The sequence below is a fragment of the Acidovorax sp. 56 genome (genome assembly GCF_002749705.1).
Classification (GTDB): Bacteria; Pseudomonadota; Gammaproteobacteria; order Burkholderiales; family Burkholderiaceae_C; genus Acidovorax.
This window is the reverse complement of sequence record NZ_PEEV01000001.1, coordinates 605965-624816: the sequence shown is the minus strand read 5'-3', so window position 1 is coordinate 624816 and position 18852 is coordinate 605965. Positions and strand designations below refer to the sequence as shown.

Sequence of the window (18852 nt, the reverse complement as noted above, 5' to 3'; positions counted from 1 at the left end):
GTGACGGTGTTTTGCAACACCCCAACCGTGCCCCTCAAAACCCTGGCAACGACTGCGTTTCGCCCCAGCGCGCGCCTTCGATCTGCAGCATGCGCAGCTTGGTCTGGGCCCCGCCGTTGGCGGAAAAGCCCCCGGCATGGAACCCCGCAGCCAGCACCCGGTGGCAAGGCACCACGGGCGCAAAGGGGTTCAGCCCCAGGGCTTGCCCCACGGCGCGGGCCAGGCCTTTGCCGCCCAGCGCCTGTGCCATGTCGCCATAGGTGCGCACCTGCCCCGGTGCAATGGCCCGCGTGAGGGCGTAGACGCGCTGATGGAACTCCGACAGGTGCGCCATGTCCAGCCGCACCTCGCACAAATCCAGCGGCTGGCCTTGCAGCAACGCCTGGATGCCTTGGATGGCCGCCACCGCTTCTGCCGTGGGCGCCGCCGCATCGCACGGGCCGCTGGCGCGCAGCAGCCGGGCCACGGTGGCGGCATCGTCCACCTCGGGCAGTTGCACGGCACGCAAGCCCGCAGCGCCCCAGGCCAACCCGCAGCGGCCTAAAGCAGTGTCAAACAAGGCGTAACCCAGGGCAGGATTCACCGCATTGCACTCCATCGTATTGCTATCACATTTATAGCTGCCAGCGCTTTCATATCAAGCGCCAGCGGCACATTGAATGCACAAAACACCTGGCCACTGGATCAACCGCCGCTGCGCAAGGCTGCGCGCAGCTGGGCGCCCACCTCGGGCTTGCCCGCAAAGGGGTCGGTGGGGTTGCGGCCCAGCACGATGTCTTCCATGCGCGTCTGTACCGAGGCCAGGGCCTTGGGGTGGCTGTAGATGTAGAACTGGCCCTGGGCGGCGGCGTCAAACACCTTTTGCGCCACCTCGGCCGCCGTCACCTTGCCACTGCCCACGGCCTTGTCGCTCATGGCCTGACCGATGAGCTGGCTCTGGGTGGGCTTGTCGGCCGCCAGCTCGCCGGGGCGGTTGCGGTGGCTCTGGTTGATGCCCGTGGGCACAAAAAACGGGCACAGCACGCTGGCGCTGACCTGGTCGGTGACCAGCGACAAATCCTGGTACAGCGTCTCTGACAGCGCCACCACGGCGTGCTTGCTGACGTTGTAAATGCCCATGTTGGGGGCGTCGAGCAAGCCCGCCATGCTGGCGGTGTTGACGATGTGGCCACGCCAGGCCGGGTCGGCCTGCGCAGCGGCCAACATCATGGGCGTGAACAGGCGCACGCCATGCACCACGCCCCACAGGTTCACGCCCAGCACCCATTCCCAGTCCTTGACGGAGTTCTCCCACACCAGCCCACCCGCGCCCACGCCCGCGTTGTTGAAGACCAGGTGCGGCGCGCCAAAGCGCTGCAGCACGTCTGCGGCCAGTTGTTCCATCTGCGCGGCGTTGGACACATCGACCTTGCGGGCCAGCACCTGGGCGCCTGCGGCCTGCATCTCGGCCGCGGCAGCGTCCAGCGCGTCTTGCTGCACATCGACCAGCACCAGGTTCATGCCCAGGCGGGCGCCAATGCGGGCGCACTCCAGCCCAAAGCCCGAGCCTGCGCCGGTGAGGACGGCGGTCTTGCCTGCAAAGTTGTCGATCATGTTTTGTCTCCTTGAAATAGTTGGTATCTACAGCGTCGGTCGAAACTGGCGAGGCCTGGGCCAGAGACGCCGAGCAAGGGCCTGGCCGGCCGCGCCGCCCCGCAGCGAGGGCGTCGTCCCCCTTCCCGAATTGCGCCAGCAATTCGGGAAGGGGGAAGCGGCGCAGCCGCTCAGGGGGATGCTCTTAAAACATAACCAATGCGCGGAAAGTGCACATGCACCACCCCTGCGCGCGGGTCGGTGCGGCGCAGGGTGTAGCGGGTGCGGGTGGCTGCGATCAGCTCGCCCTCGGTCACTTCGGTGCCAAAACTCTCGGCAGCGATGTGCACCTGGGAGCCCAGGGCAATGCCATGCTCGTCCTGAAACACATCGTCCAGCAGCGGCAAGGGCTCGGCCCCGGCGGCCACGGTGATGGCATCCGCCGCACTGAACTTCTCCATGCGGCCCTGGCCCAGGGCTTCGATGCGGTCCATCCATTCGAGCACGGCGGGCGTGGCGTTGAAGATGTCGTCCATCAGCGGCACCACGCGGCGCGTGAACCACAGCGGGTGGTAGGCGGCAAAGTCGGCCACGCAGGGCTCTGCGCCAAACAAAAAGTCGTGCTCCTCGGCCATGTGCGCGATGCGGCGCAGGTAGGAGCGATACGCCCCGGCGGCATCCTGCGGGCGGTGGCGCTGCATGCCCGCACCCATGGCCTTGCGGTCTTCGGTAAAGGCCTGGGCAGCCGCTGGTGGCAGGTTGGCAAACAGCATGGCCGCGCCCTTGGGCTGCAGGTTGTAGGCCATGGACGCCCAGAACAGCGTGGTATCGGCCCACTGCGCAAACACACGCGCCACGCCCTTGAGGTGCGGCGGGTACAGCACGGGCTCGGGCTGGGTGTGCTCCAGCACGTCGCAGATCAGGGCGGTGTCGCAGTAAATGTCGGCCCCCACCTGCAGCACCGGCGTTTTGCGATACCCGCCCGTCAGCGCCACCAGATCCGGCTTGGGGCTGACGCTGGGGATGATGACGGACTTCCAGGCCAGTTGCTTGAAGCCCAACACCGAACGGATCTTCTGCGCGAAGGGCGAGGTGGGGTAGTGGTGAAGGATCAGGGCAGACATGGTGAACGCTCCTTGGCAACAAACGCAACAAAACCACCGCAGTGCCCGCGAATGCGGGGCTGAAGAATATTGAGTCGGCTTGAATCAACTTGAACCGTTCACGCTGACCCTGTCGAAGCGCCGCGCAGGGCTTCGACAGGCTCAGCCCGAACGGATTATTCAAATTCAAAGATGCCGACTCAATAAGCGAGCCCTCCGGGCGGGCTGCACAGCATCTCAATGTGCGGGATGTCATCTTCCAGATACTCATCCGACACGGCAACAAAGCCCAGGCTGCCGTAAAAGCGCTGCAGATGGGCCTGGGCACTGATGCGCACCGCCCTGCCCGGCCACACCTGCTGGCAACGGGCCAGACCCTCGGCCATCAGTGCACGGCCAGTGCCGTTGCCACGGGCTTCCTTGGCAGTCACCACGCGGCCAATCGAGGGCTCGGGGTAGTTCACACCCGGGTCCACCACGCGCAGGCAGGCATGCAAGGCCCCCGCACCGTCATAGCCTAGCAGGTGCCACGACTGCTTGTCGGCGCCATCAGGGTCCTGGTAGGGTCCCTGCTCCAGGATGAACACCTTGCAGCGCAGGGCCAGCGCATCGTGCAGCGCGTGCACGCCCAGGTCGTCAAAGCGGGCCCAGGTCCAGCTCAACTTCATTGCGGCGCTCCCTCGTGCTCTTCATGGGGCACGCACTGCGCAACTGGCGCGGCCCAGGCCAGTGCCGCCGTGCAAGGGCCGCCCCGCCGCAGGGGCGGCGTCCCCCTGGAGGGGGAAGACGCAAAGCGGCTCAGGGGGTGCCTCATACCAGCTTGACCAGTTGCTTGCCAAAGTTCTTGCCTTTGAGCAGACCCAAGAACGCCTCGGGCGCGGCGGCAATGCCCTGGGCAACCGTCTCACGCGGGCGCAGCTTGCCGGTGCCCACCAGCGTGCCCAGTTCCTTCAGCGCCTCGGGCCACACTTCCATGTGCTCGCTCACGATAAAGCCTTCGACCTTCATGCGGTTAATCAGCATGAGCGCGGGGTTGGCCATGGGCAGGGGTGCGCCGTCGTAGCCAGCGATCATGCCGCACAGGGCAATGCGGCTGAAGGCGTTCATGCGCAGCATGACGGCGTCCATGATCCAGCCGCCCACGTTTTCAAAGTAGCCATCGATGCCGTTGGGGCAGGCTTCTTTCAGCGCCTTGGACATGGCTTTCACGTCGCCATGCACCTTGTAGTCAATGCAGGCGTCAAAGCCCAGCTCGCTCACCGCGTACTGGCATTTGTCCACGCCCCCGGCAATGCCGACCACGCGGCAGCCACGGGCTTTGGCCAGCGCGGCAAAGGCGCTGCCCACGGCGCCGGTGGCGGCGCTCACCACCACGGTGTCGCCCTCCTTGGGTGCGATGATCTTGACCAGGCCGTACCAGGCCGTCACGCCAGGCATGCCCACCGCGCCCAGATAGTGCGACAGCGGCACATGGGTCGTATCGACCTTGCGCAGCGCGCCAGGCTGCTCGGCATTGACCACGCTGTACTCCTGCCAGCCGCCCATGCCCACCACCTTGTCGCCCACGGCGTACTTGGGGTTCTGGCTCTCCACCACCTCACCCACCGTGCCGCCAATCATCACCTCGCCCAGCGCCTGCGACGCGGCGTAGCTCTTGCTCTCGTTCATGCGCCCGCGCATGTAGGGGTCCAGGCTCAGGTAGTGGTGGCGCACCAGCACATGGCCGGGCTGCAGCGCGGGGGTGTCGGTGGCGACAAGCTTGAAGTTGCTGGCAACGGCCTCGCCCTGGGGGCGGTTGTCCAAAACGATCTGCTGGTTGCGTGGCATGGAAACACTCCTCAAACACTATTAAAAAGATAGCTGCTAGCGCTTATATTGATTGCGCCAGAAGCCTATTTGATTCAAAACGTCAATCCGTGGAAATGACCTTGAGGCCGTTGACGCTGCGCCCATCCACCGGCAGGCGCTTGACGTACTTGAAGGTACCCGTGGCATGGCTGCACACGCGGCCCTGCGCGTCGTACACGGTGCCCTCGGTGAAAGCCATGGTGGCGGTGCGGTGGATGAGCCGCCCCTTGGCCACCAGCGGGCCCCGTGCGGGCTGCATGAAGCTGGTCTTCATCTCGATGGTGACCACGCCCATCTCCGGAGTCTCGCTGCGCGCGGCCGTGGCCATGGTCACGTCCAGCAGCGTCATCGAAGCGCCGCCATGCGTCACGTCAAACGAGTTCAGGTGCTCGGGCTTGGCCTCGTAGTGCAGCTCAGACTCGCCGCCTTCCATGCGGTGCAACGTAAAGCCGAGGTGGCTGACAAAGGGGATCTCAACGCCGAATTTCAGCAAAGTATTTCCTCAAGGGTGAAGCGGATAAAACCGGCGCGGCCCAGGCCTGCGACCGCCGCGCAAGGGCCTACGCCGGCCGCACCGCCGCGCTGGCGGTGTCCCCCTTCCCGGCGCAGCCGAGAGAAGGGGGAAGGCGCAAAGCGCCTCAGGGGGTTGTACTTTATCTCTAGCCGCCCGTCACTACGCTCACGCCACCGTCCACCGCCAGCCACTGGCCGGTGATGTGCTTGGCGGCGTCCGACGCATACAGCACGCACAGGCCCTTGAGGTCTTCATCGTCACCCAGGCGGCCCAGGGGAGCGCCTGCCTTCAGGGCTTCTTCGCCCAAGGCTTTGAGCGTGCCCACCGTCATCTTGCTGGGGAAGAAGCCGGGGCAGATGGCATTGACGCGGATGTTGTACTTGCCCCATTCGGCCGCCAGCGCGCGGGTGAAGTTGATGACCGCGCCCTTGGAGGTGTTGTAGGCAATGGTGTTCATGCCGCTGGGGTTGCCACCCAGGCCCGCAATGGACGCCACGTTGATGATGCTGCCTTGTTTTCGGGCAATCATGCTGTGCTTGGCAATGTGCTGGCTCAGGATGAAATAGCCACGCACATTCAGGTTCATCACCTTGTCCCAGGCGTCCACGGGGTGGTCTTCAGCAGGCGAGCCCCAGGCAGCGCCCGCGTTGTTCACGAGGATGTCCACATGGCCGCCCAGGCGGCGGATGGCTTCGTCGGCCAGGCTGCGGATGTCGGCCTCATTGGCGCAGTCGGCAGCAATCCATTGTGCATCAATGCCCGCGGCTTTGAGCTCAGCGGCGGCCTCTTCCAGGTCGGACGCCTTGCGCGAGCTGAGCAGCACCTTGGCGCCCGCTTCGCCCAGCGCGTGGGCCAGTTGCAGGCCGAGGCCGCGCGAGCCGCCGGTGACCAGAGCGGTCTTGCCCTTGAGGTCAAAAAGTTGCTGGATGGTGCGATGGGTCATGGTGTGTCTCCTTGGGTATGCAAACGAATCGGGCAAACAGGCACGGCAAACAGGGAATGGGCGCCGATGGCGGTGCCTCCTTTTTGGCGGTTGCCGCACATTGTGGTGACGCAGGCCGCGCAGCCATGTCGCCTGCGCGATCCTGCGGCGTGCGGGGCGGCCCCGCAGCGCCGCCATCCACGCATCAGAACGCGTCTTCCGGCATCTGCGCGCAGGTGGCATCGCGCGTGCTCACCACCTGCAGCCAGGCTCCGATCTTGGGCAGCTCGTAGCGGAAGAAAAACTGCATGGCGCCCATGCGGCCCACGCTGGCGGGCTGCGCCAGGGCGGCGTCATGCGCCAGCGTGGCCAGGGCCAAGTCCAGCCACACCCAGGCCAGCACAGTGTGCCCAAAGGCCTGCATGTAGGGCACGGCATTGGCCAGCGCATCGTTAGGCTCGCCCGTGGCCCAGGCCGCCTTGGTGGCGGCGCCCACCTGGGCCAGCGCGGCCCCCAGGGCGTTGGCATGCACAGCCAGTGCAGGCACCTGGATGGCGCGCTCGATGGTGGCGTTGATGCGCCCCGCCACCAGCTGCAAGCCGCGCCCGCCCTCCATCAGCACCTTGCGGCCCAGCAGGTCCATGGCCTGGATGCCGTGCGTGCCTTCGTGGATCATGTTCAGGCGGTTGTCGCGCCAGTACTGCTCCACCGGGAAGTCGCGCGTGTAGCCGTAGCCACCGTGGATCTGAATGGCCAGGCTGTTGGCCTCCAGGCACCACTCGCTGGGCCAGCTCTTGGCGATGGGGGTGAGCACCTCCAGCAGCAGGCGGGCCTCGTCGGCCGACTCGGGCGTGCCCGTGTGTTGCTCGTCCACCAGCAGCGCGCAGTACAGGTTCAGCGCCAGGGCACCCTCGCCATAGGCCTTTTGCGCCAGCAGCATGCGCTTGATGTCTGCGTGCTCAATCAAGCGCACCTGGGGGGCGCTGGCGTCCTTGCCGCCCTTGCCCGCAGCGCTGGCGCTGCTTGACTGGATGGGGCGGCCCTGGGGCCGGTTCTTGGCGTAGTCCAGGCTCGCGTAGTAGCCCGCCAGGCCCAGCATGGACGCCGCCATGCCAATGCCAATGCGGGCCTCGTTCATCATGTGGAACATGCACTTGAGACCATCGCCCGGCTTGCCCACCAGGTAACCCACAGCACCCGCACCGCCGCGCACGGGGTACTTGCCTTCGCCAAAGTTCAGCAGTGTGTTGGTGGTGCCGCGCCAGCCCAGCTTGTGGTTCAGGCCTGCCAGCGCCACGTCGTTGCGCTCGCCAGTCAGGTTGCCTTCGGTGTCCACCAGCTTCTTGGGCACGATGAACAACGAGATGCCTTTGACACCCGGCACCAGCTTGCCGTCTGGCCCCGGAATCTTGGCCAGCACCAGGTGCACGATGTTTTCCGTCAGCTCATGGTCGCCCGAGCTGATCCACATCTTGTTGCCCTTGAGGCGATAGCGCGGGCCCAGCGGGTCGGCCTCAAAGTCTGCCCCATCCGGCACGGCGCGCGTGGCCACGTCCGACAGCGACGAGCCTGCCTGCGGCTCTGACAGGCACATGGTGCCCGCCCAGCGGCCATTGAATTCATTGAGCGCAAACACCTGCCTTTGCAGATCGGTGCCGTGCACCATCAGCAGGTTGGCATTGCCTGCTGTGAGCAAGTTGGAGCCAATGCTGATCGACGCCACGGCAAAGAAGCTGTTGGCTGCAGCGTCCACCGTGTAGGGCAGCTGCATGCCGCCAATGTCGTAGTCCTGCGCGGCGCTCAGCAGGCCGGACTCGGCGTAGGCGCGGCGCGCCTCGTGCGTGGCCTGCGGCAGCACCACGCGCAGCGTGCCATCGGGCTCGGTCTCGGTGCGCGGCTCTTCCAGATCGACCAGCCGGTTGAACGGCGCGTACTTCTCGCGGGCGATGCGCTCGGAGGTGTCCAGCACCGCGTCGAAGGTTTCGCGGGAGTGGTCTGCAAAACGCTCGCGCGCTTGCAGCTTCTCGGCATCGAGCCACTGGTACAGCAGGAAGTCAACGGTGGGGCGCAGGCTCATGGCATTTACATTAAAAATAGCCTCTAGCGCTTATCTATAAAGCGCAAACAGCTATAAAAACAGGAGCAAACAAATCCATAAAAAACCCCGTCACGGCGCTACTGCAAACAGCAGACCGTGCACGGGGTCTCTACGACCATGGGGTCAGAACACTTCGAAGATACCCGCAGCGCCCATGCCGCCGCCAATGCACATGGTCACGCACACGCGCTTGGCGCCACGGCGCTTGCCTTCAATGAGGGCGTGGCCCGTGAGGCGCTGGCCCGACACACCGTAAGGGTGGCCCAGGGCGATGGCGCCGCCGTTCACGTTCAGGCGGTCGGCCGGGATGCCCAGCTTGTCGCGGCAGTACAGCACTTGCACGGCAAAGGCTTCGTTCAGCTCCCACAGGTCGATGTCCTCCACCTTGAGACCCAGCTTCTTGAGCACCTTGGGCACGGCAAACACAGGGCCAATGCCCATTTCGTCGGGCTCGCATCCGGCCACCGCAAAGCCGAGGAAACGGCCCAGGGGCTTGAGGCCCTTCTTGCTCGCATAGTCTTCGCTGGTCAGCACGCAGGCACCGGCACCGTCACTGAACTGGCTGGCATTGCCGGCGGAAATCAGGCCGCCTGGCAGCGCAGAGCGCAGGCCACTGATGGCCTCCACCGTCGTGCCTTCGCGCGTACCTTCGTCGCGGCTCACAGTGACTTGCTTGGTGATCAGGCCCAGCGTCTTGTCGGCAATGCCTGCGGTGACGGTGATGGGCGCAATTTCTGCATCAAACAGGCCGTTGGCCTGCGCAGCACAGGCCTTTTGCTGGCTGCCCGCACCATATTCGTCCATGGCTTCGCGGCCGATGTTGTAGCGCTTGGCCACTTGTTCGGCGGTCTGCAGCATGCTCCAGTAGATCTCGGGCTTTTGCTTGGCCAGGGCCAGGTCCTGGATCATGTGCAGGTTCATCTCTTGCTGCACGCAAGAGATGCTCTCCACACCACCGGCCACGAACACATCGGCCTCGCCCGCGATGATGCGCTGGGCGGCCATGGCGATGGTCTGCAAACCTGACGAGCAAAAGCGGTTGACGGTGACGCCCGAAGCCGTGATGGGCAAGCCCGCTTTGAGCGCAATCTGGCGCGCGATGTTGCTGCCGGTGGCACCTTCGGGTGTGGCGCAGCCCATGATGACGTCGTCCACATCGGCGCCGTCAATGCCGGCGCGCTGCACGGCGTGCTGCACGGCATGGCCGCCCAAGGTGGCGCCGTGCGTCATGTTGAAGGAACCCTTCCAGCTTTTGGCAAGCGGGGTGCGGGCGGTGGAAACAATCACTGCGGATGTCATGTGAATTCCTTTGATTCTTTGGAAGGGTGCGCGTGCGGCTTACTGGAAGGCCTTGCCTTCGGCGGCCAGCTTGGCCAGCAGCGGAGCAGGCGTCCAGAACGCGGCATCGTCCAGCGGGTTCTTGGCGAAGCGGTTCATGGCTTGCACCACGTTGAACAGGCCCACCTCGCTGGCGTAGTGCATAGGGCCGCCACGGTGGATGGGGAAGCCGTAGCCGGTCAGGTACACCATGTCGATGTCGCCGGACTTGCTGGCAATGCCGTCTTCCAGGATGTGCGCGCCTTCGTTGACCAGTGCGAACACCAGGCGCTGCACGATTTCGTCGTCCGAAATCTTGCGCGGCGTGATGCCTTGTGCCTTGCGGTGGTCTTCAATCATCTGCACCACCTCGGCATTGGGGATGGCGTCGCGCTTGCCGGGCACGTAGTCGTACCAGCCCGCGCCCGTCTTCTGGCCAAAGCGGCCCTTCTCGCACAGCAGGTCTGCCGTCTTGCTGTACTTCATGTCGGGCTTTTCGGTGTAGCGGCGCTTGCGAATGGCCCAGCCAATGTCGTTGCCCGCTAGGTCGCCCATGCGGAAGGGGCCCATGGCAAAGCCAAACTTCTCGACGGCCTTGTCCACCTGCTGGGGCGTGCAGCCTTCGTCCAGCAAAAAGCCGGCTTGCTGGCTGTAGCGCTCGATCATGCGGTTGCCAATGAACCCATCGCACACGCCCGAGACCACGGCGGTCTTCTTGATCTTCTTGGCGATTGCCATCACGGTGGCCAGCACGTCCTTGGCCGTAGCCTTGCCGCGCACCACTTCCAGCAGCTTCATCACGTTGGCAGGGCTGAAGAAGTGCATGCCCACCACGTCCTGCGGGCGCTGGGTGAACGATGCGATCTTGTCCACGTCCAGCGTGGAGGTGTTGGAGGCCAGGATCGCGCCGGGCTTCATCACCGCGTCAAGCTGCTTGAAGACGGCTTCCTTGACACCGATTTCTTCAAACACGGCTTCGATGACCAGGTCCGCGTCCTTGAGGTCGTCGTAGCTCAGCGTGGTGCTCAGCAGCGCCATGCGTTGCTCGTATTTGTCTTGCTTGAGCTTGCCCTTCTTGACCTGGGCTTCGTAGTTCTTTTGGATCGTGGCGATGCCACGGTCCAGAGCTTCCTGCTTGGTCTCCAGAATCTTGACGGGCAGGCCTGCATTCAGGAAGTTCATGGCGATGCCGCCGCCCATGGTGCCCGCACCAATCACGGCCACGGCGGAGATTGCGCGCTTGGGGGTGTCCGATGGCACATCCGGAATCTTGGAGGCAGCGCGCTCGGCCACGAAGAGGTGGCGCAGTGCGCGGCACTCGGGGGTCCACATCAGGTTGATGAAAATCTCGCGCTCGACCAGCATGCCTTCGGCAAACTTCTTCTTGGTAGCGGCTTCCACAGCGTCCACGCACTTGGCGGGCGCGGGGTAGTTTTTGGCCATGCCTTTGACCATGTTGCGTGCAAACTGGAAGTACGCATCGCCTTCAGGGTGCTTGCAAGGGAAGTTGCGCACCAGCGGCAGGGGGCGGGCGTCTTGCACGCTTTGGGCAAATGCCAGGGCTTCTTCGGCCAGGGATTCTGGCGAGGCAGCCAGTTTGTCGAACAGCTTCTGGCCGGGCACACCGGCGATCATTTCGCTCTTGACGGGCTCGCCACTCACGATCAGGTTGAGCGCAGCTTCCACGCCGATCACGCGGGGCAAGCGCTGTGTGCCGCCTGCACCTGGGATCAGGCCCAGCTTCACTTCAGGCAGCGCAATGGAGCAGCCAGGCGCCGCAATGCGGTAGTGGCAGCCCAGGGCCAGCTCCAGGCCTCCACCCATGGCCACGGTGTGCATGGCCGCCACGACGGGCTTGTCCGAGTTTTCAACCGCCAGAATGACCGACAGCAGATTGGGTTCTTGCAGCGATTTGTCGGTGCCGAACTCCTTGATGTCCGCACCGCCTGAGAAGGCGCCGCCAGCGCCGGTGATGACGATGGACTTCACGGCCGCATCGGCATTGGCGCGCGCAAGCCCGTCCACAATGCCTTGGCGGGTGGCCAGACCGAGCCCGTTGACGGGAGGGTTTGACAGGGTGATCACGGCAACAGAGCCGTGGACTTTGTATTCAGCGGTCATGCTGTTGTCCCTTGGAAGAATGAAAAAGAACGGTCGTGCGATTTTATTGTAGAGGCTCTCTGTGACTTTGCCAGTGACAGGGGGTATCTGTTTGTCCCGCCCGGGACAAGATTGAGTGCGACGGCGGGAATTGAACCCGCGTCCCCATGCAAAAAGCCCCTCGCAAGGGGCTTTTGCAGTGCATTCGGGGGCGTCGTTTCAGCGGAAGGCGGCTTCTAGCGCATGCAGCCCCACCTTGGGGTCCAGCATGCCGTTGTAGATGGCTGGGATCTCCCGCTCAATGCCCAGCAGGTGGTAGGTGGCCACCATCGCGCAGCGCACCGAATATTCCACCGTGAACACCACATCCTCTTCCATCTCGACAAACTGGCCGAGGAAGGCGAAGTTCTGCGAGCCCTCGGGCAGCACCAGGGGCCGGTCGCCCGGCGCGCGGCAGGCAAACAGGGCCGAGGCATAGGGCATCATCACGGTGGTCACGTCGGTGGTGGCCAGCACATGTTCGAGCAGGTCGTCAAAGCCCATCTGGTGAATCAGCTCGGTGAGGATTTCACGGCCCGTGGCCTGCGACATGGGCTTGCGCACGTAGTCGCCCTCGTTGTCCACTTGAAAGCCATAGCCCCACAGGGTGTAAGTGCCATCGGCCTGGCCATGAAAATGCGGCTGGTGCGGCACCACCACCGACAGGTGCCAGCCCGACTCGTACCAGGTCATCAGGGCGCCCGTGCCAGGCTTGTTGCCCGAGTATTCGGTGATGCGCTGCAGCAGCCGGTCGTCGCGCATGGTGAGGGTGAACGACTCCCACTTGTGCTCGTCCACATTGCCGCAGAACGCCGCAGGGCGGCCAAAGTCAGGGGCCTTCTGCGCGATCTTTTCCCACAGCGCCCAGCCGTGGTCCTCGCGGCCACGCACCAGGGCCGGAACGTCGTCGTTGCCGCCGTAGCGTGCGTCCGAGGTGATGGAACCCAGGGTAAAGAAAGCCAGGTCGTCTGCACCCAGGTCCAGCGTGGTGTCTGTGGCCACACCACCGACACCGCCCTGCACCGTTTGCACCTGCAGCGCCGTGGCTCGGCGGGTGCCATCGCTCTGGGTGGCAAAGCTGGCGTCGGTCACCCGGTGGCCAAAGCGCACGTCCACGCCCTGCTCCATCAGCCAGCGCTGCAGCGGCACGACCATCGAGTCGTACTGGTTGTACTTGGTGCGTTTGACGCCCGCCAGGGTGTGGATGCGCGAGAACTCTTGCACAAATCGCAGGAAGTAACGGCGCAGCTCAATGGCGCTGTGCCACTTCTGGAAGGCAAAAGTGGTGCGCCACATGCGCCAGAAATGGGTCTGGAAAAACGCTTCGTCAAAAAACTCATCGATGCGGCGGCTGCCGATGTGGGCCTCGGTCAGGGCCAGCAGGCGCAGCATCTGCACGCGGTGCCCCATCGACAGGCCCAGCTTCTGGGCATCGGCAATCACATGCTGGGCATCGATCAGGCGGGCCTGGGCATGGGTGTGCACGCGGGCATTGAACTGGCGGCACTCTTCGCGCACCGACACGGTGGGGTCTTCCAGCGAGGGAATGCCCTCAAACAAGTCCCACAGGCACAGGTAGGTTTCGTCGGTCAACATGCGGCCGCCGCGCGTCACCCAGGTCTGGGGCGCGGGTGCATTGGGTGCGGCACCGCCATCGAGCGAGCCACCGGGCATGCCCGTTTCTTCCAGAATGTGGATGTGGCTGGCGGGCACCTTGCCATCGCGGATGGCAAAGGCGGCCACAGACATGCCTGCGATGCCGCCCCCCACGATCCACAGCTGGGCAGTTTGGGGATTGGCGGGAGATGGGTTTTTGGTGTGCTTTTTCATGTGCTTCTGACGTCCCTTAGGTAGGTTGAACATCCGCGAAGCGCCGGGGGCTTCAAGGCAATCAGGCGGGTGGCCATGCCCTGTGGCTATGCGGCCTGCGGGTGCCCAGGTCGCCCGTTGGCAAAGAGCCAAACGCAGGCGATAGAGGATTTATACGCCTGCGCGCGGTCATTGCCGTGACATCACAGCGCTCAAAAAACAAGTTCCCGACACAGATCAAGACAAAGGCGCGCAGGGCAAAAAAAAGCCCCAGCAGCGATGCCGAGGCTTGAAGTCACTCGCACTGACAAACCGATGGGGTAATCAAACCTCCAGCCACTCCTTGCGGATGTAGTTGTCCGCCCGCAGGCTGTCGGGCGTGCCCTGGAACACGATGGAGCCATGGCCCATGACCAGCGCGCGGTCAGAGATGGTCATGGCGATGGTGAGCTTTTGCTCAATGAGCAGCACCGAGATGCCCCTGGCTTTCAGCGTCTGCAGGTACTGTCCCACCAGCTCCACGATCTTGGGCGCCAGGCCTTCGGTGGGCTCGTCGATGATGATGAGGTCGGGGTCGCCCATGAGGGTACGGCACAGCGTCAGCATTTGCTGCTCACCGCCAGACATCACGCCCGCCTCGGTGTGCTGGCGCTCTTTGAGCCGGGGGAACATTTCGTACATGTCGTCAAACGACCAGCGGCTGCCTTTGCCACTGCCCTTTTGCCCGAGCAGCAGGTTCTGGTGCACCGTGAGGTTGGGGAACACGTCGCGGCTCTCGGGCACATAGCCCAGGCCCAGGTGGGCAATCTCGTAGGCCTTTTTGCCGTTGAGGTTCTGCCCTTTCCATTGCAGCGTGCCCTCCCAGTCCACCAGCCCCATGATGGCCTTGGCGGTGGTGGAGCGGCCCGAGCCGTTGCGCCCCAGCAGCGCCACAATCTCGCCGGGTTGCACTTCAAAGCTGACGCCATGCAGCACATGGCTTTTGCCGTAGTAGGCGTGAAGGTTGTCGATTTTCAGCATAAGTCAGTGTCCCGCTCCCTGTGCGTCTGCCACGGCCGAGCCAAGGTAGGCCTCTTGCACGCGCTGGTTGGCCCGCACCTTCTCGGGGGTGTCAAACGCAATCACCTCGCCATAGACCACCACAGCGATCTTGTCGGCCAGGCCAAACACCACGCCCATGTCGTGCTCTACCGTCAGCAGGGTTCGGCCCACGGTCACTTCCTTGATGAGGCGAATGAAGCGCGTGGTTTCGCTCTTGCTCATGCCTGCGGTGGGCTCGTCGAGCAAGATCACGTTGGCACCGCCTGCGATGGTGATGCCGATCTCCAGCGCACGCTGCTCGGCGTAGGTCAGGTTCATCGCCAGCGTGTCGCGTTTCTTGTCGAGCTTGATCATCTCCATCAACTCTTTGGCGCGCTCGTTGGCGTCGTCAAGATTGGAGAGAAAACGCAAGAAGGTGTACTTGTAGCCCATGCTCCACAGCACCCCGCAGCGCAGGTTTTCAAACACCGACAGCTTGGGGAAGATGTTGGTGATCTGGAAACTGCGGGACAGCCCCTTGCGGTTGATCTCGTACGGGGCCAGGCCGTTGATGCGCTGGCCGTTCAAGATCACGTCGCCACTGGTGGGCGCAAAGCGCCCACTGATGAGGTTGAACAGCGTGGACTTGCCTGCGCCGTTAGGGCCGATGATGGCCACCCGTTCGCCCGGCGCCACCGCCAAGTTCGCCCCTCGAATGATCTCGGTCTTGCCAAAACTCTTGCGCAGGTCGCGCAGTTCCAGCGCGTAGGTTGCGTTGTCAGCCGCCATGGTCACAAAGCCTCCCCGCGTTTGATTTCATGTTCAATCTCTTCCTGAATGGAGCCCCACTGCTTGGCAAACTGCCGACGGCACAGCTCAAACAGCCCGGCCCCTGTCAGCATCACAAAACCCGCACCAAACCAGCTGGTCAAGCCCTTGGCGTTGATGGTGGCGCCCAGAAAGTTCATCTCTGGCCCCAGGGCCGCATTGAGCTGCAGGTGGTAGGTCATCTCCACCATGCAGGCCGCGCCCATCACCGCCACCAGGCCTGTGCCAGCCAGCCCCAGGTAAGAAGACCACAGCGGGCGCAGCTTGCCGTATTTGGCCAGGCGCAGGTTCATCATGATCAGGCTGGCAATGCCGCCGGGTGCGTACATCACCATGAACAGGAACACCAGCCCCAGGTACAAGAGCCAAGCCTTGGACAACTCAGACAACAGCACCGAGGCCAGCACCAGCAGCACCGCACCGATGATGGGGCCGAAGAAGAATGTGGCCCCACCCAGGAAGGTGAAGAGCAGGTAGCCGCCCGAGCGGATCACGCTCAGGCTGTCGGCGCCGGTGATGATTTCAAAGTTGATGGTGGCCAAGCCCCCGCCAATACCGGCAAAGAAGCCCGCAATGATGAAAGCGAAATAGCGCACACGCTGCGTGTTGTAGCCGATGAATTCGACACGCTCGGGGTTATCGCGCACGGCGTTGAGGATGCGCCCCAGCGGGGTGCCGGTGAAGGCAAACATGGCCGCCGTGCACACAAAGCAGTAGGCGGCGATGAGGTAGTACACCTGAATGGCAGGCCCGAAGCTGATGCCAAAGAACGACTGGCCGTACACCCGGTCGGTGGTGATACCGCCCTCGCCTCCGAAGAACTCCGGGAACATCAGCGCCATGGAAGCCACCAGCTCGCCCACACCCAAGGTGATCATGGCAAAGGTGGTGCCCGATTTTTTGGTGGTGACAAAGCCGAGCAAGGTGGCAAAGAACGCCCCCGCCAAGCCCCCCACCACGGGGATCAGCACCAGCGGAATGCCCCCCGAGCTTTTGGTGGCCATGTTCATGGCATGGATGGCAATGAACGAGCCCAGCCCCGTGTACACCGCATGCCCAAAGCTGAGCATGCCGCCCTGCCCCAGCAGCATGTTGTAGGACAGGCAGATGATGATGAGGTAGCCGATCTGCGAGAGCATGGTCAGCGCCAGGCTGCTGCGAAACAGCATGGGCGCAACGATGAGTGCCACGGCAAACAGGGCCCAGATCACGAAGCGCCCCACGTTCAAGGGCTTGAAGCGGTAGTAGGAAACGGGGCCAGCAGCGGCCGTTGTGGGTTTGGAGTTATTCATGGGGTCAGTCCTCGCGGGTGCCCAGCAGGCCCTTGGGACGGAAGATCAAAATCAGCACCAAAAACAGGTACGGCAGGATGGGCGCCACCTGCGAAATGGTGAGCTTGAGCACCGGGTAGCCAAAAGTTTGCTCGGTCACCGCAACGCCCACCAGCTTGAAGGCGTGGATCAGGGAATAGTCGAGCGCCACAGCAAAGGTCTGCACCAGGCCAATGAGCAGCGACGCCAAAAACGCCCCGGCCAGCGAGCCCATGCCCCCCACCACCACCACCACAAAAATGATGGAGCCCACCGAGGCCGCCATGGCGGGCTCAGTCACGTAGGTGTTGCCACCAATCACGCCCGCCAGCCCGGCCAGCGCAGCGCCTCCGCCAAACACCAGCATGAACACGCGCGGCACGTTGTGGCCCAGCGCCTCCACCATTTCGGGGTATTTCAGCGCCGCCTGAATCACCAGACCAATGCGCGTGCGGGTAAGCAGCAACCACACCGACACCAACATCAACAAAGCCACCAGCATCACAAACGAACGGGACTTGGGGAACTGCGTGCCATACAGCGTAAACAGCGGCCCTTGCAGTTGCTCTGGCAGGCCATAAGGCACGGTAGAGCGCCCCCACACCAGCTGCACCAGCTCCAGGATCAGGTACGACAGCCCGAACGTCACCAGCAGCTCTGGCACATGGCCGAACTTGTGCACCCGGCGCAGGCAGTAGCGCTCAAAGGCCGCGCCCAGCGCAAACACCACCAGGGGCGCCAGCACCAGCGCAGGCCAAAAGCCCACCACGCTGGAGATGGTGAATGCGAAATAGGCCCCCAGCATGTAGAAGCTGGTGTGCGCGAAGTTGAGCACTCCCATCATGCTGAAGATCAGCGTGAGGCCTGAACTCAGCATGAACAGCAACAGCCCGTAGCTGACGCCGTTGAGCAAAGAGATCACGAAAAACTCAAGATTCATGGGAATTTTTCATTGCTGGGTAAAAAAAAGGCCCGAGTATGTCGGGCCTCGAAGCTAAGCCGCCAAACTCAAGGGCGCTTCATCTGGCACGAAGTGGGCGTGCTGGCCACGTAGGGCTCGTAATACTTCACGGGCACAAAGGTGTAGCCGGTGTTTTCCGAGTCGATCGGGAATTTGTCATTGGCCTTTTCCCACTTGGAGATGAACAGGCCTTGCTGCAACTGGTGGTCGGTCTTGCGCATCTCGACCTCACCATTGAAGCTCTTGAACTTCATTCCCTCAAACACCGCAGCCACCTTCACCGGATCGGTGGACTTGGCTTTGACGAAGCCTTCCGACAGCATGGTGAAGGCATGGTAGACCGAGCCGGTGTACATGTCGTCGTTGAACTTCTTCTTGTAATCCAGCACGATCTTGTTCAGCTCGCCCGGCAGGTTCATGTGGGCATAGGCCACCATGTACACGCGGCCTGCCGCAGCCGATCCCATGGCGGTGGGGCTGCCAGTGACCGAGCCATAGTAGGTGTAGAAGTTGACGTTGTTCAGGCCTGCATCGTTGGCGGCCTTGATGAGCAGCGCCAAGTCTGAGCCCCAGTTGCCGGTGATGACACTGTCGGCACCCGACTGTTTGATCTTGGCAATGTAGGGCGCAAAGTCACGCACCTGCGCCAGAGGGTGCAAGTCGTCCCCCACAAACTGCACATCGGGGCGCTTGCGCGCCATCATCTCCTTGGCGAACTTCGACACCTGCTGGCCGTGCGAATAGTTCTGGTTGATCAGGTAGACCTTTTTGACCTCGGGCAGGTCTTTCATGTAGGTGGTCAGCGCCTCCATCTTCATGGAGGTATCGGCATCCAGGCGGAAGTGCCAGTAGCTGCACTTGCTGTTGGTGAGGTCAGGGTCCACGGCCGCGTAGTTCAGGAACAGCACTTCCTTGCCAGGGTTGCGGGCGTTGTGCTTTTCCAGCGCGTCCATGATGGCCAGGGCTGGGCCCGAGCCGTTGCCTTGCACGACATAGCGTGCGCCCTGGTCCATGGCCGAGCGCAAGGCGCTGGTGGTTTCCTGGGGGCTGAGTTTGTTGTCGATTCCAATGATTTCAAATTTGACGCCAGCAGGGTTCTTTTTGTTGAACTCTTCGGCCAGGAACTGGAAGCTCTTGAGCTGGTTGGTTCCCACCGCTGCCATCAAGCCCGAGAGGGGGTCGAGCCAAGCGATTTTGACCGTCTCACCCTTTTGGGCAAAAACCGCGCCAGCGCTCACCAGAAGGACGGAAGCCGCTACAGCCTTGATAGCAAATCTCATGGTCTTGTCTCCTTGTAAATCGACACGACGCAGAGTACCGCGTTGCAATCCCTGAACGCTCAGGGATTGCCCCTAGCAGCTATCGCGCACGCGACTGGCAGCACCAACGCGGCGTACGACTCCCCTCAAAC

At 63.2% G+C, this 18852-nt stretch carries 16 protein-coding genes; all 16 read right to left on the bottom strand.

Translation table 11 applies throughout. The features are described from left to right. Positions 1-34: 34 nt before the first annotated feature. The 16 genes from CLU88_RS02660 to CLU88_RS02585 all read right to left on the bottom strand — a co-directional run bounded on the left by CLU88_RS02660 (position 35) and on the right by CLU88_RS02585 (position 18721). Positions 35-583: a methylated-DNA--[protein]-cysteine S-methyltransferase gene (locus CLU88_RS02660; RefSeq protein ID WP_233205354.1), complete on the bottom strand. Its 549-nt coding sequence runs from the start codon at positions 581-583 to the stop codon at positions 35-37. Positions 584-684: 101 nt separating this feature from the next. Further along, positions 685-1593, bottom strand: coding sequence for an SDR family oxidoreductase (locus tag CLU88_RS02655; protein ID WP_099655272.1), 909 nt, complete (start codon positions 1591-1593; stop codon positions 685-687). A gap of 170 nt (positions 1594-1763) precedes the next feature. Then, positions 1764-2696, bottom strand: coding sequence for a glutathione S-transferase family protein (locus CLU88_RS02650; RefSeq protein ID WP_099655271.1), 933 nt, complete (start codon positions 2694-2696; stop codon positions 1764-1766). A gap of 179 nt (positions 2697-2875) precedes the next feature. Next, positions 2876-3343: a GNAT family N-acetyltransferase gene (locus CLU88_RS02645; protein ID WP_099655270.1), complete on the bottom strand. Its 468-nt coding sequence runs from the start codon at positions 3341-3343 to the stop codon at positions 2876-2878. Between the two features lie 142 nt (positions 3344-3485). Beyond that, on the bottom strand, positions 3486-4502 hold the full coding sequence (locus CLU88_RS02640) for an NADP-dependent oxidoreductase (RefSeq protein WP_099655269.1): 1017 nt from the start codon (positions 4500-4502) through the stop codon (positions 3486-3488). 82 nt (positions 4503-4584) lie between these two features. Beyond that, positions 4585-5016, bottom strand: a complete 432-nt coding sequence (locus CLU88_RS02635; protein ID WP_099655268.1) for a PaaI family thioesterase — start codon at positions 5014-5016, stop codon at positions 4585-4587. A gap of 166 nt (positions 5017-5182) precedes the next feature. Continuing rightward, positions 5183-5980, bottom strand: coding sequence for an SDR family oxidoreductase (locus CLU88_RS02630; protein WP_099655267.1), 798 nt, complete (start codon positions 5978-5980; stop codon positions 5183-5185). 184 nt (positions 5981-6164) lie between these two features. Beyond that, complete coding sequence (locus CLU88_RS02625) at positions 6165-8036, bottom strand: acyl-CoA dehydrogenase (RefSeq protein ID WP_099655266.1); 1872 nt, start codon at positions 8034-8036, stop codon at positions 6165-6167. Positions 8037-8180: 144 nt separating this feature from the next. Beyond that, positions 8181-9356 carry an acetyl-CoA C-acyltransferase gene (locus tag CLU88_RS02620; RefSeq protein WP_099655265.1) on the bottom strand — a complete coding sequence of 392 codons (1176 nt, stop codon included), beginning with the start codon at positions 9354-9356 and terminating at the stop codon, positions 8181-8183. A gap of 39 nt (positions 9357-9395) precedes the next feature. Beyond that, positions 9396-11495, bottom strand: a complete 2100-nt coding sequence (locus CLU88_RS02615; RefSeq protein ID WP_099655264.1) for a 3-hydroxyacyl-CoA dehydrogenase NAD-binding domain-containing protein — start codon at positions 11493-11495, stop codon at positions 9396-9398. A gap of 198 nt (positions 11496-11693) precedes the next feature. After that, positions 11694-13343: an oleate hydratase gene (locus CLU88_RS02610; RefSeq protein ID WP_099655263.1), complete on the bottom strand. Its 1650-nt coding sequence runs from the start codon at positions 13341-13343 to the stop codon at positions 11694-11696. A gap of 303 nt (positions 13344-13646) precedes the next feature. Beyond that, on the bottom strand, positions 13647-14342 hold the full coding sequence (locus CLU88_RS02605) for an ABC transporter ATP-binding protein (protein WP_099655262.1): 696 nt from the start codon (positions 14340-14342) through the stop codon (positions 13647-13649). Positions 14343-14345: 3 nt separating this feature from the next. After that, positions 14346-15131 carry an ABC transporter ATP-binding protein gene (locus CLU88_RS02600; RefSeq protein WP_099655261.1) on the bottom strand — a complete coding sequence of 262 codons (786 nt, stop codon included), beginning with the start codon at positions 15129-15131 and terminating at the stop codon, positions 14346-14348. Between the two features lie 2 nt (positions 15132-15133). Continuing rightward, positions 15134-16462 carry a branched-chain amino acid ABC transporter permease gene (locus tag CLU88_RS02595; RefSeq protein ID WP_099655260.1) on the bottom strand — a complete coding sequence of 443 codons (1329 nt, stop codon included), beginning with the start codon at positions 16460-16462 and terminating at the stop codon, positions 15134-15136. 4 nt (positions 16463-16466) lie between these two features. Beyond that, entirely contained in the window at positions 16467-17420 is a 954-nt protein-coding gene (locus CLU88_RS02590) for a branched-chain amino acid ABC transporter permease (RefSeq protein ID WP_099655259.1), read from the bottom strand. A gap of 68 nt (positions 17421-17488) precedes the next feature. Continuing rightward, entirely contained in the window at positions 17489-18721 is a 1233-nt protein-coding gene (locus tag CLU88_RS02585) for a branched-chain amino acid ABC transporter substrate-binding protein (protein WP_099655258.1), read from the bottom strand. Positions 18722-18852 lie beyond the last annotated feature (131 nt).